This is a genomic window from Pseudomonas sp. GP01-A4 (assembly GCF_058780865.1).
Window position 1 is genome coordinate 17894 of the sequence record NZ_JBYSWF010000015.1, and the last position, 20982, is coordinate 38875.

Consider the following 20982-nt stretch of genomic DNA (forward strand, 5'->3'; position numbering starts at 1 on the left):
GGTGCCGGATGGCAGACATAGTTATAGCGCCCAGTCCGGCGGGTCGAATGGTGGCCATTCTGTCCAAAGTATTTCGCTTTGTTCCGGGGGGCAGCGCCCAGGCAATACCGGCGCTAGTCTTGCGTCGCACAGCAGGTTTGCGCTGCTTTCTGATGACCTTCGACATGGATGGCGATGGTAATGAACGCTTTTTCCGTAACGCCCCACCCGCAACCGACCCAGGCCGGAATGACCCTGATCGAGGTCCTGGTATCTGTGCTGATCCTCGCTGTCGGCCTGCTAGGGGCGGCAGTCATTCAGCTCAATGCATTGAAATACACCGACAGTTCCAGGATGACCAGTCAGGCCAGTTTCATTGCCTACGACATGCTCGACCGGATCCGCGCCAATTCGGGTGCTGATTACTCCTGGGGCCAGGGTGAACGCGCGCCCTCCAGCACCTCGGTCGCGAGTGTGCGTGATCTGGACCTGCACGACTTTGAAGCGAATATCGCCGGGTTCGCCGGGGAAAGCGCCAAGGGGTCGGTTGCGGTCAATCAGCGAGAAGTGACCATCAGCATCAGTTGGGACGACTCCCGTGGAGCGAAGGCTCAAGGCACCCGGGAAACGTTCACCCTGACCAGCCGGATTGCAGTCGACCCGAGGGTGTTGCCATGAGAGGTCCAGTGTGCGGTTTCAGCCTGGTGGAGATGCTGCTGGCATTGGCCCTCGGCCTGATGTTGATCCTGGGGGTGACCCAGATTGCACTCAGCTCCCGAACCACTTATGCCAGCCAGAGTGCGGCTTCGCTGTTGCAGGATGATGCACGGTTCGCCCTTGGCAAGCTGATTCAGGAAATACGCCAGGCGGGCATGTTTGGCTGCTTGTCCGCTGCATCAATCAGCAACGCTCCCGCAGGTTTTGATCGTCCCATTGGATGGAGTACCACCGGCAGCTCCCGGTCCCTGACGCTGGTGACCGCCGACGTAGGGCAGGGTGGCAGCAAGCCGGACTGGACGGTGCTTTCCGATTGCACCGGCTCTGCCCACGCCTATGTTGGAAGCGCGCCGGCAGCGACGCCCGGGCAAATCCATTTCCCTCTGCGCAAGCTGACCTACACCTTTGAGGGCGGGCAGTTGAAGTTCAGCACGCTGGCGGCCCCGAGCAAAGCGGTGCTGGTGGATAACGTGGGGGCATTCGATATCAGTTTCGGCGTGGCCGACAAGCCTGGCTCAACGGTTGTCAGCCGATATGACCCCAACCCCGGCGATGAGTCGCTCATCCGCAGCGTGCGGATTCTGCTGACACTTCAGGATCCAAATGGGTTGGTGAAAGACCAGGCCTACAGCGTGGTCGCGGCACTACGTAATCGCCTGGAGTAGCGTGCCCATGGGTTATTACCTCTCCCGTTCGAGGCAGGCAGGCATGGTTTTGCTGATCAGCCTGGTATTCCTGCTGCTGTTGGCACTCCTCGGATTGTCTTCGATGCAGGGAGCAATCTCGCAAGAAAAAATTACCGGCAGCCTTCGGCAGCGCAACCAGTCGTTTCAGCAGGCCGAAAGCGGCCTCAGGCTTGGCGAGTCTTTGGTGCAGGCGTCAGGTTTCGCCCTGCGCCCTTGCCACTCGACGGCTGCGTGCGCGCCACCTGCCGAATCGGTTTCGGTAGTGGGGCCGGGGACGAATCCCGTATCGACTGTGACCTGGATAGGGATGAAAGACGGCGTCTACGGTATTCAAAACCTGGGGCCGGGAACGGGTTTTGCTCAGCTCCCGGCAGAGGCCCAGGCCACGGTCTATCGCGTGACATCAGTGGGCGTCAGTGGGCACTCACGCTCCGTCCTGGAGTCTGTGTATGCCCGTGTGGGCAGCGGGCCTGGCGAGCGTTTCCGAAGAATCATGTGGCGACAACTTCAATAAGTGAGCAGCGCGATGGGCAAGGATTGCACAGGCTTCACCCTGATCGAATTACTGATCGCCGTGGCGATCGTCGGACTCCTGGCGGGCGTCGCCTATCCCGGGTATCTCAGCCATATGAAAAAGGTCTATCGCGCGGAAATTGCCGGGTTGCTGAGTGAGCAGGCACAGTACCTTGAGCGTTATTACGCGAGGAACGGCACTTTTATTGATGCGACTGGCGTCATCGCCGGCAATGATCGCTATAGAATCACCCCTGCATTGAACCCTCAGGATTTCGTTCTGCTTGCCACGCCGGCAATTGACTCGGTGATGGCGGGCGATCCCTGTGCCGCCTTCAGCCTGAGCAGTACCGGTGCGCGAAGCAATCCGGGAGCCGCGCCTGATATGACGCGCAAGGCGTGCTGGGGGCAATGATGAGGAAGCTGGACGATTGGGCGCCGGGCGTGCCTTTTTCTTTTTATCGGCTGGATCGAACAATGGCTAAGCAACAGCAAGTAGTGGTTGTGGGTGGTGGGGTAATCGGGTTGTTGACGGCGTTCAACCTGGCGACCCAAGGGCAAGAGGTTGTGTTGCTGGATCGTTCGGCGGTCGGTCAGGAGTCTTCCTGGGCCGGCGGCGGCATTGTCTCCCCGCTCTACCCGTGGCGCTACAGCCCGGCCGTGACGGCCCTGGCGCACTGGTCCCAGGATTTTTACCCGCAACTGGCAGAGCGTCTGTTCGCGGCTACTGGCATTGACCCGGAAGTTCACACCACCGGCCTGTATTGGCTGGACCTGGATGATGAAACCGAGGCGCTTGCCTGGGCAGCCCGCGAAGGGCGCCCGCTGAGCAAGGTGGATGTTTCAGCTGCCCATGACGCTGTGCCGGTGCTGGGTGCCGGGTTTTCCCAGGCGATCTATATGGCGGATGTGGCCAATGTGCGTAATCCGCGGTTGGTCAAATCCCTCAAGGCGGCCTTGTTGGCCCTGCCGGGCGTGACGATTCACGAGCAGTGTGCGGTTGATGGGTTTATTCAGCAGGGCGGCAAGGTTGTTGGGGTGAATACGGCGCTCGGGCCGATCCATGGCGATCAGGTAGTGCTGGCCGCCGGCGCCTGGAGCGGTGAGTTGCTGGGCCGCCTGGGGCTTGAGTTGCCCGTGGAGCCGGTCAAGGGGCAGATGATCTTGTACAAGTGTGCGTCGGACTTCTTGTCGTGCATGGTCCTGGCCAAGGGGCGTTATGCGATTCCCCGGCGGGATGGGCACATTCTGATCGGTAGCACGCTGGAGCACGAGGGGTTCGACAAGACGCCCACCGACTCTGCACTGGAAAGCCTGAAAGCCTCTGCCGTCGAGTTGATTCCGGCCCTGGCCGATGCCGAAGTGGTGGGGCATTGGGCCGGTTTGCGGCCCGGCTCGCCGGAGGGCATTCCGTATATTGGCAAGGTGCCAGGTTTCGACGGGCTGTGGCTCAACTGCGGGCACTACCGCAACGGCCTGGTGCTGGCGCCGGCGTCCTGCCAACTGTTTGCCGATTTGTTGCTGGGACATGAGCCGATCATTGATCCGGCCCCGTATGCGCCGGCAGGCCGAATCAACGCTGGATAGATTTCGGCCCTTGCTCCAGATGCGCCTGGGTGCAATACCATTCCTGGCGCAGGCTCAAGGCTCGATCCTGTGGCAGGTGAAGGCCACAGTGGGCGCAACGAACCATCTGGATCGGGCCCTGTTCGCTGGGCCGCTGCTGTTTGGCGGCCGGGCTTTTGAATTTGCGCCAAAACCATACCGCGGCAGCAATAACGGCGATCCAGAACAGTAGACGAACCATGGTGGGCAGCTTCTCGACAAGGAATCCCGCAGTTTAGCCAAGGACGTGATGGGCGCACAGCGCAATTATGCAGCGCAATAAAAAAGGGAGCTCCGAAGAGCTCCCTTTTTGCATCGCGGCGAACAATCAGTCAAAGATACCGAAAGTCATGTAGCTGAACCACGAGCGATCTTCGTTATTGCCCAGGGCTTGAGGCCCTTGCTCTTCGATGATGTCGCCGTTTTCGTCACGCGGCTTGAGGTCCGATGGAATCGAATCCTTGGCGTCCTGGTATTGCTTGATGATGTCCTGGTTGGCGCGGGTTTCGCCCGGCGGCAGCGGTGGACGGGACTCGATCAGGCCCAGGGTGTACTTGCTCAACCACGAGCGGTTGTCGGCTTCGGCAACCTGCGGTACGAACTGGCCGTCCTTCAGGCTTGGGTGGTCCGGGTAGTTGAGCTTCAGGGTTTCCAGGCTGGTGGCCGCCAGGGCGTCCAGGTGCAGGCGCTGGTAAGCCTCGGTCATCACGGCCAGGCCGTCACCCACCGATGGGGTTTCCTGGAAGTTTTCCACTACGTAACGGCCACGGTTCGCGGCAGCAACGTACGCCTGACGGGTCAGGTAGTAGTGGGCTACGTGGATTTCGTAGGAAGCCAGCAGGTTGCGCAGGTAGATCATGCGCTGCTTGGCGTCCGGCGCGTAGCGGCTGTTGGGGTAGCGGCTGGTGAGCTGGGCGAACTCGTTGTAGGAGTCGCGGGCAGCGCCCGGGTCACGCTTGGTCATGTCCAGCGGCAGGAAGCGCGCCAGCAGGCCAACGTCCTGGTCAAACGAGGTCAGGCCCTTGAGGTAGTAGGCGTAGTCCACGTTCGGGTGCTGAGGGTGCAGGCGGATAAAACGCTCGGCGGCGGACTTGGCAGCTTCCGGCTCGGCGTTCTTGTAGTTGGCGTAGATCAGCTCGAGCTGGGCCTGGTCGGCGTATCGCCCGAACGGATACCGCGACTCCAGTGCCTTGAGCTTGGTCGTGGCGCTGGTGTAGCTGTGGTTGTTCAGGTCGGTCTGAGCTTGTTGGTACAGCTCGACCTCGCTCAGGTTTTCGTCGACGACTTCCTTTGTTGACGAGCAAGCAGCAGTCATGGCGAGGATGGCGATCAGCAGCAGGTGTTTCACTTGCATGGCGGCTTGCGTCCCTATGACGGCCGCTGTCTTGGGCGGGGCCGTCCTGTTATGATGAGCGCCCCTTGGAAAGCCTCGGGGCAAAAGACGCCGTATTTAACCACAAGCGCGCAGCCGAAACCAAAGGCTGTGCCACGCCTAGTCTGAGCATGTCCGATAAAATTGAACTTCGCGCAGAGGTGCCGTCCGAATTGGGCGGCCAACGCCTCGATCAAGTCGCCGCACAATTATTCGCTGAGCACTCGCGCTCGCGCCTTTCCGCCTGGATCAAAGACGGCCGCCTGACTGTGGATGGAGCGGTTATCCGCCCGCGAGACATAGTCCATGGTGGTGCGATTCTTGAGCTGACTGCCGAGCAGGAAGCCCAGGGAGAATGGATCGCCCAGGACATTGAACTGGACATCGTCTATGAAGACGACGACATCCTGGTGATCAACAAACCTGCCGGCCTGGTGGTTCACCCGGCCGCCGGGCACGCTGATGGCACGCTGCTCAATGCCTTGTTGCACCACGTGCCGGACATCATCAATGTCCCGCGCTGCGGCATCGTGCACCGCCTGGACAAGGACACCACCGGCCTCATGGTGGTGGCCAAGACCATTCAGGCGCAGACGCAGCTGGTCACACAACTGCAGAGCCGCAGCGTCAGCCGGATCTACGAATGCATCGTGATCGGCGTGGTAACCGCCGGTGGCAAAATCAATGCCCCGATCGGCCGCCACGGCCAGCAGCGCCAGCGTATGGCGGTGATGGAAGGCGGCAAGCAAGCCGTCAGCCACTACCGCGTGCTTGAGCGTTTCCGCTCCCACACTCACGTGCGGGTAAAGCTGGAAACCGGTCGTACCCACCAGATTCGGGTGCACATGGCGCACATCAACTTCCCGTTGGTCGGAGATCCGGCCTACGGTGGCCGCTTCCGCATTCCGCCGGCGGCCAGTGCAACCATGGTTGATTCGCTGAAAACCTTCCCGCGCCAGGCGCTGCATGCACGCTTCCTGGAGCTGGATCATCCGACGAGCGGTAAACGGATGAGCTGGGAATCGCCACTCCCAGACGATTTTGTCTGGTTGTTGTCGCTGCTCAAGCAGGATCGCGAGGCGTTTATAGGATGAGTGACTGGCTGATTCCTGACTGGCCCGCGCCGGCCGGGGTGAAAGCCTGTGTTACCACCCGTGCGGGCGGCGTCAGCGTGGCGCCGTTCGACAAGCTAAATCTCGGCGATCATGTCGAGGACAGCCTCGAAGCCGTGCTCGAAAATCGCCGTCGTCTCTGCGCTGCCTTCAATATCCAGCCCGCCTGGTTGCGCCAGGTTCACGGTGTGGTTGTCGTCGAGGCGGATCCCGGCCGGACTGCCGAAGCCGATGGCAGTTGGACCAGCACTCCGGGCATCGCCTGCACTTCGATGACGGCTGATTGCCTGCCTGCCTTGTTTTGCAATCGCGCCGGTACCCGCGTCGCGGCAGCCCATGCCGGCTGGCGTGGCCTGGCCGCTGGCGTATTGGAAGCGACCGTTGAAAGTCTGGATACCGAGCCTGCCGACGTATTGGTGTGGCTGGGGCCGGCCATCGGTCCGCAAGCCTTTGAAGTCGGCCCGGAAGTGCGTGAAGCCTTTATGCAGCAACTTCCGGAAACGATTGAGGCGTTCGTGCCCAGTCAGAACCCGGGCAAGTTCATGGCCGACATTTACCAGCTGGCTCGCCTGCGGCTTGCCGCCCGCGGCGTCACTGCCGTGTACGGTGGTGGCTTGTGCACTGTGACGGATCCCCGCTTCTATTCCTACCGTCGCAGCCCGCGCACCGGTCGGTTTGCCTCCCTTGTCTGGCTTGAACGCTAGACTCCTTTGACTTGGGTCAATCCTGACGCAAGTCAGCGGTCGCCCGCTTGAATCTTCCAGAATCCACCCCATCTATAAGGGTATCTGGCAGGTTTCTTCATTCAGGATGTGTTTGTTCATAGCTCCGGCCTGCTCAAAAGGAAGGTGACTAATGCGTATTGATCGTTTAACCAGCAAATTGCAGTTGGCTTTATCTGACGCCCAATCTCTGGCGGTTGGCCTGGATCATCCGGCCATCGAGCCTGCGCACTTGATGCAAGCGCTCCTGGAGCAGCAAGGCGGTTCCATCAAACCCTTGCTGATGCAGGTGGGCTTCGACGTCAACAGCCTGCGCAAGGAGTTGAGCAAAGAGCTCGACCAACTGCCGAAAATCCAAAACCCGACTGGCGACGTGAACATGTCCCAGGATCTGGCGCGTCTGCTTAACCAGGCGGATCGACTGGCGCAGCAAAAGGGTGACCAGTTCATCTCCAGTGAAGTGGTGCTGCTCGCCGCGATGGACGACAACAGCAAACTTGGCAAATTGTTGCTGGGCCAGGGCGTGAGCAAAAAAGCTCTGGAAAACGCCATCAACAACCTGCGCGGCGGCGAGGCGGTAAATGACCCTAACCACGAGGAGTCCCGCCAGGCCCTGGACAAATACACCGTCGACCTGACCAAGCGCGCCGAAGAAGGCAAGCTTGACCCGGTGATCGGCCGTGACGACGAAATTCGTCGCACCATCCAGGTCCTGCAGCGTCGCACCAAGAACAACCCGGTGCTGATCGGTGAACCTGGCGTGGGTAAAACCGCGATTGCCGAAGGCCTGGCCCAGCGCATCATCAATGGTGAAGTGCCGGACGGCCTTAAAGGCAAGCGCCTGCTGTCCCTGGACATGGGGTCGCTGATTGCCGGCGCCAAGTTCCGTGGCGAGTTCGAAGAGCGCCTCAAATCCCTGCTGAACGAACTGTCGAAGCAGGAAGGGCAGATCATTCTGTTTATCGACGAACTGCACACCATGGTCGGCGCCGGTAAAGGCGAAGGCTCGATGGACGCGGGCAACATGCTCAAGCCGGCACTGGCGCGGGGCGAGTTGCATTGCGTGGGTGCGACCACGCTGAACGAATACCGTCAGTACATCGAGAAGGACGCGGCCCTTGAGCGTCGCTTCCAGAAAGTATTGGTGGAAGAACCGAGCGAAGAAGACACCATCGCGATCCTGCGTGGCTTGAAAGAGCGGTATGAGGTCCACCATAAAGTCGCGATCACCGACGGTGCGATCATCGCGGCGGCGAAACTGAGCCATCGCTACATCACCGATCGGCAGTTGCCGGACAAGGCCATCGACTTGATCGACGAAGCGGCCAGCCGCATTCGGATGGAGATCGATTCGAAGCCCGAAGTGCTGGACCGTCTGGATCGGCGCCTGATTCAGCTGAAAGTTGAATCCCAGGCCCTGAAGAAAGAAGAAGACGAGCCGGCGAAGAAACGCCTGGAAAAACTCCAGGAAGAAATTGTTCGCCTCGAGCGTGAGTATTCGGACCTCGAAGAAATCTGGACCTCGGAAAAAGCCGAAGTGCAGGGTTCTGCGCAGATCCAGCAAAAGATCGAGCAGTCCCGTCAGGAACTGGAAGCAGCCCGCCGTAAAGGCGACCTGAACCGCATGGCCGAGTTGCAGTACGGGGTGATACCGGACCTGGAGCGTAGCCTGCAGATGGTCGACCAGCACGGCAAGCCTGAGAACCAGCTGCTGCGCAGTAAGGTGACCGAGGAAGAAATCGCCGAAGTCGTCTCGAAGTGGACCGGTATCCCGGTGTCGAAAATGCTCGAAGGCGAGCGCGACAAGCTGCTGAAGATGGAAAGCCTGTTGCACCAGCGCGTCATCGGCCAGGAAGAGGCGGTGGTCGCGGTGTCCAACGCGGTGCGGCGTTCGCGGGCCGGGTTGTCCGATCCGAACCGTCCGAGCGGCTCGTTCATGTTCCTCGGCCCGACCGGCGTGGGCAAGACCGAGTTGTGCAAGGCCCTGGCTGAATTCCTCTTCGATACCGAAGAGGCGATGGTGCGGATCGATATGTCCGAGTTCATGGAGAAACATTCCGTGGCTCGCCTGATCGGGGCGCCACCAGGCTATGTAGGGTACGAGGAAGGCGGTTACCTGACTGAAGCGGTACGGCGCAAGCCTTACTCGGTGATCCTCCTGGACGAGGTCGAGAAGGCCCACCCGGATGTGTTCAACGTGTTGCTGCAAGTGCTGGAAGATGGCCGCCTGACGGACAGTCACGGGCGCACCGTGGACTTCCGCAATACGGTGATCGTGATGACCTCCAACCTGGGCTCGGTACAGATTCAGGAGCTGGTGGGTGACCGTGAGGCCCAGCGTGCAGCCGTAATGGACGCGCTGACCAGCCACTTCCGGCCGGAGTTCATCAACCGGGTCGATGAAGTGGTGATCTTCGAGCCTCTGGCGCGGGATCAGATCGCGGGCATTACCGAGATCCAGTTGGGCCGCCTGCGCAGCCGTCTGGCGGAGCGCGAGTTGTCCCTGGTGCTGAGCCGCGAGGCGTTGGACAAGCTGATCGCGGTTGGTTACGACCCGGTTTATGGCGCACGGCCGTTGAAACGTGCGATCCAGCGCTGGATCGAGAACCCGTTGGCGCAGCTGATCCTGTCGGGCAGCTTTATGCCGGGCACCAGCGTCGAGGCGACGGTGGAGAACGACGAAATCGTCTTCCACTAAGCCCAAGCGGTACTGCTATAAGAAGAGGCCCCGCATTGCGGGGCCTTTTTTTTCGATAGGGCGTTGAACTGTAAGGCAAAGGCTTGTAAAGTGCGCCCCGCAGCAACGTCAGCCCAACGGTTTCTTCTCCCCAAGGAGAAATCAGAAAGAAGCGCAAATCATTGTCTTAAAAGCAATTTAAAGGGTTGACAGGGGTTTTTAAGATTGTAGAATAGCGCGCCTCAGAGACACTAACGTAGCGATACGGAAGCGTCGAAGAGAAGGTAACATGCAACAACGTAACACTTTGAAATACGTAGTTCCGTGATAGCTCAGTCGGTAGAGCAAATGACTGTTAATCATTGGGTCCCAGGTTCGAGTCCTGGTCACGGAGCCAATTTCAAAACCGGGGTATAGCGCAGTCCGGTAGCGCGCCTGCTTTGGGAGCAGGATGTCAGGAGTTCGAATCCCCTTACCCCGACCATATTTGGGTCGTTAGCTCAGTTGGTAGAGCAGTTGGCTTTTAACCAATTGGTCGTAGGTTCGAATCCCACACGACCCACCATTTTTGAGACCAGTTGACGCTGGAATCAAATCTTAGAATCAGAGGTTCTAGCTCTGATAGAGGCGGTTTTACGGTTTTGGAAAGTGTTACAGCACTTAGATATCGCCGTAGACATGCAGCCGTCTGAGGCGAACAGTAGTTTCGGTTCGTCATGATGTCAATGTGCATAGGCTTTGCGATGCGCATTCCGGGGTATAGCGCAGTCCGGTAGCGCGCCTGCTTTGGGAGCAGGATGTCGGGAGTTCGAATCCCCCTACCCCGACCATATTTAATGAAAAAGGCGTCTTTATGACGCCTTTTTTTGTGCCTTGAGCAAAGTCGTACCGTTCGTCTGGAAAAAATCCGGATTTCGACCTGGTTCTTTATTCCGGGCATGCGAAAGCCTCTGGCCAACCAGAATTCCCTATAGCCAGTGCGCTTTGATTATGAGCGTACTAGGGCGATGCTCTGGAAAATGATGAGCTTCGCATTGAATGCTCAGTTGAGGTGCGTTTCCTGAATGTGCCGACACCAAGCCCGCTCGCCATTAGCGTCAATAGTAGACTCTGCTCTACTTGATCTACTGGTGGGTCCATAGAGCATGTCATTGACTCGCGATGCAGTTGCGCAGATGCGAGCTCGAGAGCCTTCTGTAGCGCGCTTCGGCCAGTCGACTTGGTCCGCCGATCAATACTGACCTCTGTGCTGCTAGATTGTTGTGGAGCTGGCAGCTTCTTGGGCTCTGGTTGAGCGGTTTCCTGTGAATGCACACCTATTTTGGCGGGTAAGGGGGCAGAGGGTTTGCCACTTGGATCAACCCGTGTCACTCGGCTCAGAGCGCCCTGAGCCCGACTCCGCTCATGTAGAACAGCACGCATATGGTCGTAGTCCGCCTCTATGTAATTCATCGTTGTCGCTAGATTCGAATGATTCAGCAGGCTTTTCGTGAGATGAATGTTTCGCTCAGGCTGCTTCATCAAGTCTGTTGCTAATGTGTGCCTGAAGCGGTGAGGGGTCATGCGCACGCCGATCTTATCGGTGAGCTTGCCGTACATTGACTCCACCTGGTCGATGTTCATTTCCTTGCCATGGAAGTGACGAGAGAATCTGTTGACGTTGAACAGCTGATCGTCTGGTGAAAAACCGATTTTCTCGGCCTCCCCCAAGATCCTGGATAAGTGTGGAGCGAGTCCTTCCATAATGGGGAGGAAAAACTCCCGATGGGTCTTCTCTGTTTCACCGCGGACCAAGATCATCTGGCTGTCCCAGTCGATATCTTTGTAACGCAGGCACAGCAGGGCATTCAGACGTATGCCTGTGTAATAAAACATCTCGAAGACGCTGAGCCAGAACCAGGCAGGTGTGATCTGGCTACGTTCATGCGTACAACGTTCTTGGCCTACAAGGGATATGAGCCAGTTGCGTGCTCGTTGGATGGCGTCTCCATTGATTGTCTTGCTGGCTCGCTTTGGTGGGATAACGCTGGTTTTCTTGAATGGGTTGATCGTGGTATGGGTCATCAGGCCGTGTTCTATGGCGTAGCCCCAAACAGTTCGAAGGTGATTTGAATAGGTGTTCCAGCTGCGTTTGGATAATCCGTTCTCAAGGACTTTTTTTCGCCATGTCAGAACCGCACGATGATCGATCTCCTCAACTGAGGCCGTTCGGAAATGCTTGAGTAGTGCTTTGGTCGAGGCGCGATAGATCTTTGCACTGGCAGGCCGCAGATCATGGGCAAAGATGTATTCCTCCGTCAGATTCGAGGGCGTCGTCATTGTGGCGGCTCCGTTGCTTCTGACTTCAAGGACAGGCTGATATTGTCGAAAGGGACCTCAGAGAAGATTGTTCGCGGGTCTAGTAGTAAGTACCCCTTGAGCTGCTTGGATTTTCGAGGTCCAACAACGTCACAGGTCCAAATATTCAAACTCTTATGCGTTTTTCGATGAAGTTTCTGTTTCTCGAAACTACGTTGAACCAGCTGCCAGGCGCTGACTTGCTGTACTTTGGCTTGCTGTTCGATATGGGGGAATTCAAGGACGTAGCGTTTGAAAATTCCAGGCGTTACCAGCATAGCGGTCCCTGCTACGGTATGAACCAGCGCTTTGGTATCGTTGATAATGATGGTCCGGGATGCGATGCCTTTCTTAAGCCATTCAACAAATCCCTGACCGATCTCGGTGTTATTGCTAGGCATCGGAGTGACTTCTTCGATTATTGCTAAAGGCGCACCTCCTTGATTGGAGGTTTGGGAAGGCTGGATTTCATCCAGTTTCGGAGGCGCGGTATGTGCCGCTGAGACCGCTTTGTTTTTGGTGTCTTCTGATGGCTCATTGATGTTACCAAGGAGCGCCAGTAGCTCGTCAAATTCATCTGTACTGCTCGAGGAATGCTGAGGTAGTTCGAACGGTGATGGCTGTGCCGGTGCTAAAGGCGCCGGCACAGGGCTGGATTGAATTTCCGAAGGCAACTTTTTGGCCGGTGTGGCGACGGTATTTTCACCTGCAGAGTCTTCTACCGGGTTGCCAGCTTCTACCTCAAGAGTCCCAGCGTAAGCTGTGGGCCGATCACTTGGATCATTCCAGATCAGTGCCGGTGAGAGCTTCAGCAGGGTGAAGGTGTTTCGCCAGCCACGACCATTGTCTATCGTGGCTTTCCAGATTGCCTTGTCTTGGGCATTGGTTTGGATTACCCCCTGATCTTGCAGCATGTTGAAGAAAGGCGCATTCGTACTGGGTACACCTTCAACGCCTTTGGTCAGCAAATAGGCTCGCAATTGATCAGCAATAGGCTTGCTAACCAGCCAAAGAGCATCCTGTGTCAGCCATCCATCTGACGGTCCATCGGGTTGATTCAGTTTGAATGTATCTCGGACCAGGTGACGCAACCCATCTGCTAATTGACGCTGCAAAGACTGTTTGGGCGCGGACAGCGCGCGGGCTGGATTTCCACCGAGCTCCTGTGCGACGGACGCCTGATCGGCCTTGACCACGATCTCTCCCAAAATGCCGGCATGTTCGTACTGACCAGCCAAAATGAAGATTAACTGCGACCACACTTCGGGGAAATTACTGAGCCAATCTAAGATTTCTGAGGAGAGGATCTGCGCGTAGATCAGTGCGGCAGCGGCTCCGTGAAGTTGGTAGTTGCGTCCTTTCACGTAACGGAATCGATAGGGACGATCGATTGGGCCGTGCCACGGGTGCCAGGTTTTACCTCCTGCCAGCTCGACGTGCACGTCGACGGCGATCTTGCCGAGGTCGTGTATCAGAGCGCCGTAAGCCGCGGCGGCAGTCCAGGCCTCAGCCTGTGCTGATTGAGACTCCGGCGGTGCGCCTATAGGAAGCAGGTAGCTCTGTCGAATTTTCAAGGCATAGGCGACGATTTCAAGCCCGTGATCCAGCATGCCGCCAGGGTGTGCATGATGGTGGTTTTGCGAAGCAGGGAGCTGCTGGACCAACTCCGCGTAGCGCTCAAGTGGACGCCTATAGAGCTCGACAAACTGTGAGCGAGATAACGATGCGCGCTGCCAAATGTTCTCCAGTAGTTTCTGACGGCGCGGCGATGCCAGTAGTGCTTGGCTAGAGGCCGGCTGTATAAAACCGTTAGGGGAGGGGCTTTGGGCGGGTAGCGCTTTATTGCGGCGGAAAATAGAGAACATCGCCTGCTCCGTAAATGATTCATGGGGCAGGCTTTTCTCCTATCAAAGGGGGGGCGAGCAAGGGGAAAGGATCACTGGTTGCCTCGGGTATTTCTTTTGGCGAAGAGCCATCTTTCTATGGTGGTGACGGAGAAAGGAATGCAGAATTATCGTCGTTTCGGTCTAAGGGCACGGGGCCGCAGATCGACTATGTGAGGAAAAAATGATGGTTTCACTTCGCTACGCTACGAAATCAACCTCAGATAATGTTTGGGCACTTTGTGATTTGATACGTGACAATAAGTGTGATGAGATCATTCTTTTTGCTAGTGTAGGGAATGATCTTGATGATGAGGAAGCAAGGTGGGACAACAACCTTCCTCTGGTTGTCGCCTTAGCTAAATATATTATTCCTCACGTTGATAGCGTCTTGGTCATTTTTGATGGAGTGTTTCTAACCGCTGCGCGTTCCGCTCGTTATGGTGAAGTACGTGAACTGCTGGATGTAGCTATTGCGTCTGACAAGGTTTATTACTCTGGGCAGAGAGCCCCACTTACTAGCGAAATGACTCCTGACGAGGCTGTTTCAACTCTTATTAATTTAGGTTCTATCCAACCGTTGACGGTTGAGTCCAGAGCTGAATACTTTTCTTTGCTTAGTAATTTTACAGAAGACGAGTTAGTTGAAGTTTATTCGACTCGCGAGATGCGTTGATGAGATTGGACCTTTTTCCCGCTGAAAGCGGCCCTTTCGGGTAAGGCTTTTACCCTTGTGAACCATTCCATTCGCTTCTACAAAACCTTTTACCTTTTGGGCCATTTTTGTTGTGAAAGGGGGGCATCTGGTGCTGAAGGCAAAGGCCGTTTGTCTCATGATCTTGCAGCATAGAAAAATCGGTATTATAAGTAATGTCAAATCGCCCCTAGACCGGGTAAGAAGGAGACGCACCATGACCGCACAGACCTCTCAGGGAGTAGCAAGTCGCTTAGGCTATGGCCTGGGTCAGGCTGCGCGCCTCGTTTGGTGCAGTCAGAACCGTACCCTGCGTTGGGTCAAGCGTCTGGTTGTGGCTGCCGTACTCCTATATTTTTCTGCAGACATTTTCAGCGGGATTATCAGCGTTGCAGTATTTACCTTGGTTTTGGGTGGAGGGCTCTGGGCGTTGAATCACAGACCTACGCCTCGCAGAAACCAGATAGAGTATGGTCAATGCTATGGCCCCGATGGCTATGGGTACTATGTTGCTGGTCAACGTGTAGACGACGATGATTAAGGGTCTCATATCAATGATATGAGACCCTTACGTTACATAACGCTACGTTTGACAGTATTCACCCCTTCCTGACCTGCCTTTTGAACATCTTTTGTTCCGCTGGTAAGGCCTTCCAATGCTTTTCCTGCGCTCACCCCTGCCCATCCCAGCGCGCCCATCCAAAACACTGGCAGGATGATGAACATCGAGCCCATCACGAAGTTTAAGATTGCGTCCTGGGTGGCAGTGTTCAAACCCATCACAGGATCAAATGATAAATGCGGAGAACCGGCTCCATATAAAGCGTCCAATATCGTGGTATCGACCCATCTAGCCAGTTGAAACCAAAAGTCCACGAATATCAGAGCGAAAAAAACAACGGACATAGTCATGGCCACTTTTAGTTGGTAAGCCCCGACGATTAGCACCAAGGGAATGCAAATCACCATCGCCATTTTCAAGAACGCCATGACCATCGGTAGCGCCTGGCGAACCATGTCCATCGCTGGAAAATAGGCCATAGATCCTAATGCAACCCCGAGAGTCCCCGCTGCCCGGGCTGCACCATTCCACACAGTTCCGTCGATTTGTCCCCCGTAGTCCGTATAAACATCCCCTTTCACCTGGTTCGACGGCGAGACCAGTTGCCGGACAAGCGAGTCAGTGACTTCGTCCGGGGACAACCACTTTGCCCAGCCGAGCATTTTGGTCATGAGGTCCGGCGACACTTGAGCCTTGATACGGTCCCGCAGTCCCACTCCGCTATCTGACCACCATTGTTTGCAAGTTGGATAGCCCCCACCTCCACCCACTTGTGGTAAACCCACATCACGAGATGCGTTATAGGGCCATGATGCCCTTGGAGTTTTGGAGTAGTCCGTGTCGTAATAACCCGAGGTGTTCAATAAATAGTGCGAACCAATCCAGCTGAGTTCCTGCGCAAAACGAGGGTCATTCCCTTGCGCTCCCAATTCGGGTTGGCGCATGAATAATCTGGCACGGGAGGGTCCATAGCAATCGTGCGTAAAGTCGCCAATTTCCTGAGCCAATAGCGGGTTGTTGATCTTGGTGTTGCTAACTTCCATGCGTACTTGCCGTAAATCAGTCCCGCAGGGAATTGCTGCTACAGCGCCATTGGTTAATCCCTTTGATAATGCATGCATTAATGCCCACCACATGGGCATCTGGGCACTCTTTCCTGCCAGTGAGCTGAATGTTGTGTTCCAGCCTGTGTCTGTGGGTTTAGGTAAGTTGTATTGACATTGCTGAGCTCTACTCTGGTCAAATGCCAAGGTATCAAAACTCACATTGACGGCTGGTACAGCGAAGAATGCGACTACGATGTAGCCAACGTAGATATTGGTTTCGATACGTGCCAGTGAGAGAACGCCTTTGTTGCCCTCATCGGCCCCCTCACCACGGACTTTCAGCCACTCTCGAATAACGATGATGCAGAAGGGGAGGGCGAATAGACCGGTATCTGAAATCATCGCCCAGATACCATTGTTGATGATCCAACCGACCAACGTCAGGTAGTACTCTAAATAGTCATTGGTGTAGAGCGTCACAGAACACCCCCTGCCTGATACAGCACCTTGCTCAGTTCAACCATCAGAAATAATAAGATCACCATTATCTCGATCTTCAACAGGCCTTTGCGCCGTTTCGAGCGTTCTGAGTTCGATAACCGTACCTTGAATTTGAACCAGGCAACGGTCAGTGCGATATAAAGCATTAGGCGCCAGGTAAAGAGCGGCCAATAGTGGTCGGTGCGCCAGGCTTGCCATTGCTCGGCGCTGTCGAACATGTTCATCAGGACAGCGCTGAGTAGGACTACGAGGGCGGCAGTCGCGAGCAAAACACCCAGAACAAGCAGAATGCTCCTCCCGGTTCGTCGAACCAGCGAACGGTTGGGAGCGGCGACAGGCTCCTGTATTTCGGTCATGGCCTTTCTCACTGTTTGTTCTGGGCGGGTGACTGCAACTGGTCCAATCGATTCGTTTCTGGGGCTCCCGGGGACACGCCACGAGAGTCTTCTGCCCGTGCTTTGCTGCGTTCAATGATGGTCAGAGGCGAGTTCTTCGCGAGCTGCTGACGCATGTCCAGTTCCATTTTGAGGTTGCCGATCTCCTGTTGCAGCGAGGAGCTCTGCTGGCCGACTGCCTGGACGGCGAGGTCATTAGCCGCGACGTTCGGTTCCCGACTGCCTGCCATCAAGGTGCGCTGTAGGGTCAGAGCTTTCTCCAACACATCGGACAACGCGACTTCGGAGGCAAGCCGGCGAGCGAGTACGTCCTGGTCGCGCTCATCCTTGAGTGCTGCTACAACGCCTCGGGTGATGGGTAACGAGTTGCTGCTCGCTGCTTCCAGGTTTTCTAGCGACAGCGTTTTGCTTCCGCTCAGCAGTTCCTGCAGGGCCTTCAGCTTGGTGTCGTACGTTTCCTGGATCAGCGGCGTGAGGCCGACGCCTGCGGCTGTCACCGTTTTAGGGCAACTGTCACAGGTCTGCTGTTGTTGTTCACCCAGGACACGATTGGCAAAGGTGGTGGCTTCCTGGGGCGATGACCAGACATTGCACACCATGCCGTTGTTGCAGTTCGCTTTACTGATGGATGCGGTGTCGCCGGCCGCGCGCTTGTTCAGAAGGTTGTAGCCCGCCTTGGTGACGTCGCCTACGATACGAATTGGCTTCTGACCGGAACCACCTGCTCTATCACCACCAACCCAAGTGACGCCATCGTTTCCACCTTTCTTTTCGACTTGTTCCACCGCCGACACTGCGTCTGTGTTGGATGTTAGCGCCTGACTCATAGCCTGACCTTCAGCAAGCTTGCCCCAGCCCATTTGGTTACCGGCGATATCCGCCATCTTTTCGCCAATGGCGCGGCAGGTGCCTTTGGAGCGGTCGAAGTCCAGGCGGGCCTGCAAAATGCCGTTGGTGATGAGGTTGTATAGCGCCGGGTTCGCACGTTGAAGAATCAGTGCCGGCAGCGAAGCCACGGCGCTGGTGGCGCTCTGTACCACCGAGCTCATGATGTTTTTGAAGCCGGAAGTGGCACCATTCAATTGGTTTTCAAGGGTTGTGCTCAGGCTCATGTTTCCGCAGATTAGATTGGTATTCCAACCGCCTCCCACAGAAATACTATCCATGTTGCCTGCGCTCCCCATGGTGACTGCGTTGCCGCCGCCAATGCTATACAGCACGTTGTCCCCAATGACGCTTCCGGAGGAGGAGACGTTGATTGGATCAGCAGAGAGCGCTATTGCACTGCTGAGGCTGCAGGCGAGCCCTATCGCCAAGGTAGTGAGTTTCATGCTTTGCTCCGATCGCTGTTTCATTGGAAGTCCGTACTGCCGAGGAAGGTCTGTCCTCGACGCTGGCAACACGAATAAGGGCGCCAGAGTGCCCAGGCGTAGCCGCCATCCTGCGCATCGATGTTCGGATCGATGGTGGGAAAGGTTGCGCAAGTCGGGTTGAGGACTGGGGTGAGCTCTTGCCACTTACCAGTGGAGGCGTCACCTTCGCGTAGCGGCCCTGCGGGCCAGTAACCGGGGTAGGGAAGGGCGAGCATCGGCAAGTAGACATGGACCTGGCCTGGGCGGGTAACCACGTCGCCGGCACGCTGCGCAATAACTGCGCCCGTTTTGTAGTCGTCAGTCTGGTTAAGGAAGCCGCTACGCGGGTAGACGTTCCCCCAGCTGCTTGCTGAGAGCAGGCTACCGACTTCGCGCATGCCCGGAATGAGTGCTTCGGGGTATACGGATTCCGGGACGCCGTATCGCCAAGCAATGGGGTCAAGGGTGCTCAGAAAGTAAGGCACAAGCGGTAAGGTTGCGCCTTTGCATACATAGCCCGAGGCGCTGGCAAACTGACTCAACGCCGCACCACCTGGATGGCCGATGACATCGGCTTCCTTAAATTTGATGATGTTGTTCTCTGCAACGTGATTGGTAGTGCCGTCGTTGCCCGCTTGGGCCATCGGATTCGGGGTGCCAAGAGGTGACATCTCTATCCAAGGGTTCATCCCGGTATTCGCATATGCAGACACCACAGCGTCCGGTACGTAGTGACGAACCTTGGTCGAGGTTTTGACTTTGCATCCGAATGGCGTGCAGAGCAGCCAATAGCAGATGCCGACCACTTTGTACTCCAGGCAGGTTGGTGACAGGGTCGAGGCAATAATCGCTGCCGAGTTGATCGCAGCCGATGCACTGAATGACAGGCTGAAAGTGATAGCCAGCGACAAAGGCCGGATCGCAAAACGTGAGCGTCTCATCGTGACAGGCTCCGTGCTCGTTCAATCAACGCGACGGCTTTAGCTGCGTCAGGCTCGCCGTACACGACGTAGCGACGATCTACGACCACGGCTGGGAGTTTTTCGACTCGCAGGCTCCAGGCGTCTATGACGCCCTGCTGGGCTTGGGCCAACTCGTTTTGCAGATGCTTCCCTGCAGGGCTGACAAGGTAGCGTTGAATGGCCGCTTCTGCCTGGCGTGGATCGGCGGGTAGTTGGTTGGAAAGTTGTTCTTCAAGGCGCTGCTGATCATCCAGGAAGATGACGCGAGCGCCAGAAGGTGCGGATACTGGATGTGCTCGGTTTGTAATGACCCACGTCTCCGCGTGGGACGCAGTTGACAAGAACAGTAGCAGTGAAAACAGCCAGCGCCGCGTTTCGCTAATGTGGGTAAGGATCTGGAGCATGGCACCGTACCTGATATGGATTCAGGTACAGAAAACCGGATGGCTGTCTTGAGCGCAGTAAGAAATAGGAATTTGGAAGCTTTGGGTATTTGAGAGCGACGAATTCGTGTGGGTTGGATTAGAGATGGCACTTGGTCGGCTCAAATTGACGACGCAGTGAGTACGCAGTTAACTGGCTATCCACACAGCAAGAGTTCAAGCCAAGTTTATGAGGCGACCCTTCTTGGCCCCATCGCCGCCGATGGTCCACAGTACGCCAGTCGGACGAGTCTCGCCACCGCCCCACGACATAACGAAAAATCACTTCTATTGAAGCTTCGGGCGACATCAACGGCAAAATGCTCGCCCTGCCGATATCGTCAGCGGGTTTGGTCGTGCTGGAGAAAACAACCTCAAGATTCGAAGGCTTTATCTTTATCCTTGGGCAGGCAGTAGTTTGTGCTGTCCTGCTTGAGATCCTTCACGATCAAATGTTGCAAACGGAGCGCCTGCTGCACAGCTTCAATGTCATCTTCGATGACGTTAAGGATAAGATAAAAACCTATCCTCCGAGACCGTATTGCTGTTAAAGACCATCCTGCCGATTGCGTTTTCGGTGCTCTACGTAGTGCCTAATTTCCGCAGCCCATGAGGCTTTTGTGACACGTTCGTAGTCTCATTTAGCTACGCCCAAACGATTCATCCGCCTGTAGCGGTCAAAGCCGCTTTTCATAATAGGAAGATATGCATTTTTATAAAAAATCTCTAGATGCTCCAGGTGGGATACGAGTTGATTTCTGATGGTCGTATGATGCATTCAGCGTGCTCTGCCAATAAAGCTAAACTTTAAATAGTTGAACTCACGAGCTCTACGAGAGGCCTTACAGATATGTAATATTCGCGGCAGCTTCCTGAAAGGCATCACTGGTTATCCTCTAGTCAGAAGTAAGTGAGCACTAGGAGAAAATCATGAAATTATTAAAAGTTGTTTTTGCCGCTTCCATCTTGACCATGTCTTCTTTGGCCATGGCTGAAGGAGGTGGTGACCGTGTTTATGGTCGAATGATGCAAGAGAACCAGAAGGCGATGGAGCAGTACGCCTTAGAAAACGGAAAGGCGACACCTGAAGTTGTTCATTATGAATACGGAATGAACCTCGATGTCCAGAAGGTAATCAGTACCACTCAAGCCAATAAAACCTGTGGCGTAGCCCCTTCGCGCATGACCTATGAAGATTCGGCGGGCAAGCTCAACACCTTGGAATACAAGGTTATGGGTACTAACTGCCCTCACGGAAGTTAATTAGCGTTAGCCCTGACTGCGCAAGGTTGTTCGGTATGTTTTGAGCCTGCTTGCTGTTCGCTGACACAGAAGTAATTTTCAGGTCACGCTGGAGTTATCTATTGTATGAAATTATGTCTGCCGGCACGTAGGAGAAATCCTCACGTGCTGGTGGCTTTTATAATTATAAAAAATATTTCATA

At 55.9% G+C, this 20982-nt stretch carries 20 protein-coding genes and 4 tRNA genes; 15 read left to right on the top strand and 9 right to left on the bottom strand.

Annotated features, from left to right (window positions below):
* The first annotated feature begins 180 nt into the window (after nucleotides 1–180).
* The 5 genes from pilV (at nucleotide 181) to thiO (ending at nucleotide 3482) form a co-directional block, all read left to right on the top strand.
* Nucleotides 181–657, top strand: a complete 477-nt coding sequence (gene pilV / locus AC3WKX_RS11465; protein WP_102605972.1) for a type IV pilus modification protein PilV — start codon at nucleotides 181–183, stop codon at nucleotides 655–657.
* Nucleotides 654–1361 carry a PilW family protein gene (locus AC3WKX_RS11470; RefSeq protein ID WP_102605971.1) on the top strand — a complete coding sequence of 236 codons (708 nt, stop codon included), beginning with the start codon at nucleotides 654–656 and terminating at the stop codon, nucleotides 1359–1361. The genes pilV and AC3WKX_RS11470 overlap by 4 nt, the downstream gene beginning before the upstream one ends.
* A gap of 7 nt (nucleotides 1362–1368) precedes the next feature.
* Nucleotides 1369–1896, top strand: a complete 528-nt coding sequence (locus tag AC3WKX_RS11475) for a pilus assembly PilX family protein (protein WP_102605970.1) — start codon at nucleotides 1369–1371, stop codon at nucleotides 1894–1896.
* A 12-nt stretch (nucleotides 1897–1908) separates the two neighbouring features.
* Nucleotides 1909–2310: a type IV pilin protein gene (locus AC3WKX_RS11480; RefSeq protein ID WP_003215892.1), complete on the top strand. Its 402-nt coding sequence runs from the start codon at nucleotides 1909–1911 to the stop codon at nucleotides 2308–2310.
* A gap of 62 nt (nucleotides 2311–2372) precedes the next feature.
* Nucleotides 2373–3482, top strand: a complete 1110-nt coding sequence (gene thiO, locus AC3WKX_RS11485) for a glycine oxidase ThiO (RefSeq protein WP_102605969.1) — start codon at nucleotides 2373–2375, stop codon at nucleotides 3480–3482.
* Here thiO and AC3WKX_RS11490 read toward each other — a convergent pair.
* Together AC3WKX_RS11490 and AC3WKX_RS11495 are read right to left on the bottom strand one after the other, a co-directional pair.
* Nucleotides 3469–3702: a PP0621 family protein gene (locus AC3WKX_RS11490; protein ID WP_026078011.1), complete on the bottom strand. Its 234-nt coding sequence runs from the start codon at nucleotides 3700–3702 to the stop codon at nucleotides 3469–3471. The two genes, thiO and AC3WKX_RS11490, sit on opposite strands and share 14 nt — an antisense overlap.
* A gap of 126 nt (nucleotides 3703–3828) precedes the next feature.
* Nucleotides 3829–4854, bottom strand: a complete 1026-nt coding sequence (locus AC3WKX_RS11495; RefSeq protein ID WP_003215898.1) for an outer membrane protein assembly factor BamD — start codon at nucleotides 4852–4854, stop codon at nucleotides 3829–3831.
* A 149-nt stretch (nucleotides 4855–5003) separates the two neighbouring features.
* Between AC3WKX_RS11495 and rluD the strand changes: the two genes are divergently transcribed.
* The 7 genes from rluD (at nucleotide 5004) to AC3WKX_RS11530 (ending at nucleotide 10213) form a co-directional block, all read left to right on the top strand.
* Nucleotides 5004–5966, top strand: a complete 963-nt coding sequence (gene rluD / locus AC3WKX_RS11500; protein ID WP_003215899.1) for a 23S rRNA pseudouridine(1911/1915/1917) synthase RluD — start codon at nucleotides 5004–5006, stop codon at nucleotides 5964–5966.
* Nucleotides 5963–6688 carry a peptidoglycan editing factor PgeF gene (gene pgeF / locus AC3WKX_RS11505; RefSeq protein ID WP_102605968.1) on the top strand — a complete coding sequence of 242 codons (726 nt, stop codon included), beginning with the start codon at nucleotides 5963–5965 and terminating at the stop codon, nucleotides 6686–6688. The genes rluD and pgeF overlap by 4 nt, the downstream gene beginning before the upstream one ends.
* A 151-nt stretch (nucleotides 6689–6839) precedes the next feature.
* Nucleotides 6840–9404: an ATP-dependent chaperone ClpB gene (gene clpB / locus AC3WKX_RS11510; RefSeq protein ID WP_003215904.1), complete on the top strand. Its 2565-nt coding sequence runs from the start codon at nucleotides 6840–6842 to the stop codon at nucleotides 9402–9404.
* A 300-nt stretch (nucleotides 9405–9704) separates the two neighbouring features.
* A tRNA-Asn gene (locus AC3WKX_RS11515) sits at nucleotides 9705–9780 on the top strand.
* A gap of 10 nt (nucleotides 9781–9790) precedes the next feature.
* Nucleotides 9791–9867 (top strand) — tRNA-Pro (locus AC3WKX_RS11520).
* Nucleotides 9868–9872: 5 nt separating this feature from the next.
* Nucleotides 9873–9948 (top strand) — tRNA-Lys (locus AC3WKX_RS11525).
* Nucleotides 9949–10136: 188 nt separating this feature from the next.
* Nucleotides 10137–10213, top strand: a tRNA-Pro gene (locus AC3WKX_RS11530).
* Nucleotides 10214–10382: 169 nt separating this feature from the next.
* Here the strand turns inward: AC3WKX_RS11530 and AC3WKX_RS11535 are convergent.
* Together AC3WKX_RS11535 and mobH are read right to left on the bottom strand one after the other, a co-directional pair.
* Nucleotides 10383–11702 (bottom strand): site-specific integrase, encoded by a 1320-nt coding sequence (locus AC3WKX_RS11535; protein WP_008432853.1) that lies wholly within the window; start codon nucleotides 11700–11702, stop codon nucleotides 10383–10385.
* A complete protein-coding gene (mobH, locus tag AC3WKX_RS11540; protein ID WP_102607484.1) occupies nucleotides 11699–13585 on the bottom strand; it encodes a MobH family relaxase in 1887 nt (628 codons plus the stop codon). Before mobH ends, AC3WKX_RS11535 begins: the two co-directional genes overlap by 4 nt.
* A 205-nt stretch (nucleotides 13586–13790) precedes the next feature.
* On the opposite strand from mobH, the gene AC3WKX_RS11545 reads away from it, so the two are divergent.
* Both AC3WKX_RS11545 and AC3WKX_RS11550 read left to right on the top strand, forming a co-directional pair.
* Nucleotides 13791–14279, top strand: coding sequence for a hypothetical protein (locus AC3WKX_RS11545; protein WP_019821334.1), 489 nt, complete (start codon nucleotides 13791–13793; stop codon nucleotides 14277–14279).
* 235 nt (nucleotides 14280–14514) lie between these two features.
* Complete coding sequence (locus AC3WKX_RS11550) at nucleotides 14515–14838, top strand: Ac45/VOA1 transmembrane domain-containing protein (RefSeq protein ID WP_008432855.1); 324 nt, start codon at nucleotides 14515–14517, stop codon at nucleotides 14836–14838.
* Nucleotides 14839–14870: 32 nt separating this feature from the next.
* Here AC3WKX_RS11550 and AC3WKX_RS11555 read toward each other — a convergent pair whose 3' ends face one another.
* Genes AC3WKX_RS11555 through AC3WKX_RS11575 form a run of 5 tightly spaced genes read right to left on the bottom strand, consistent with a single transcriptional unit; the run spans nucleotide 14871 to nucleotide 19519 of the window.
* Nucleotides 14871–16385, bottom strand: coding sequence for a conjugal transfer protein TraG N-terminal domain-containing protein (locus tag AC3WKX_RS11555; RefSeq protein ID WP_008432856.1), 1515 nt, complete (start codon nucleotides 16383–16385; stop codon nucleotides 14871–14873).
* On the bottom strand, nucleotides 16382–16762 hold the full coding sequence (locus AC3WKX_RS11560) for a hypothetical protein (protein WP_008432858.1): 381 nt from the start codon (nucleotides 16760–16762) through the stop codon (nucleotides 16382–16384). Before AC3WKX_RS11560 ends, AC3WKX_RS11555 begins: the two co-directional genes overlap by 4 nt.
* 8 nt (nucleotides 16763–16770) lie before the next feature.
* Nucleotides 16771–18132, bottom strand: a complete 1362-nt coding sequence (locus AC3WKX_RS11565; RefSeq protein WP_024073345.1) for an integrating conjugative element protein — start codon at nucleotides 18130–18132, stop codon at nucleotides 16771–16773.
* A gap of 20 nt (nucleotides 18133–18152) precedes the next feature.
* Nucleotides 18153–19094: a TIGR03756 family integrating conjugative element protein gene (locus AC3WKX_RS11570; protein WP_008432863.1), complete on the bottom strand. Its 942-nt coding sequence runs from the start codon at nucleotides 19092–19094 to the stop codon at nucleotides 18153–18155.
* Complete coding sequence (locus AC3WKX_RS11575) at nucleotides 19091–19519, bottom strand: TIGR03757 family integrating conjugative element protein (protein ID WP_008432865.1); 429 nt, start codon at nucleotides 19517–19519, stop codon at nucleotides 19091–19093. Before AC3WKX_RS11575 ends, AC3WKX_RS11570 begins: the two co-directional genes overlap by 4 nt.
* Nucleotides 19520–20467: 948 nt before the next feature.
* Between AC3WKX_RS11575 and AC3WKX_RS11580 the strand changes: the two genes are divergently transcribed.
* Complete coding sequence (locus tag AC3WKX_RS11580; RefSeq protein ID WP_008432869.1) at nucleotides 20468–20800, top strand: DUF2790 domain-containing protein; 333 nt, start codon at nucleotides 20468–20470, stop codon at nucleotides 20798–20800.
* The last annotated feature ends 182 nt before the right edge of the window (nucleotides 20801–20982 follow it).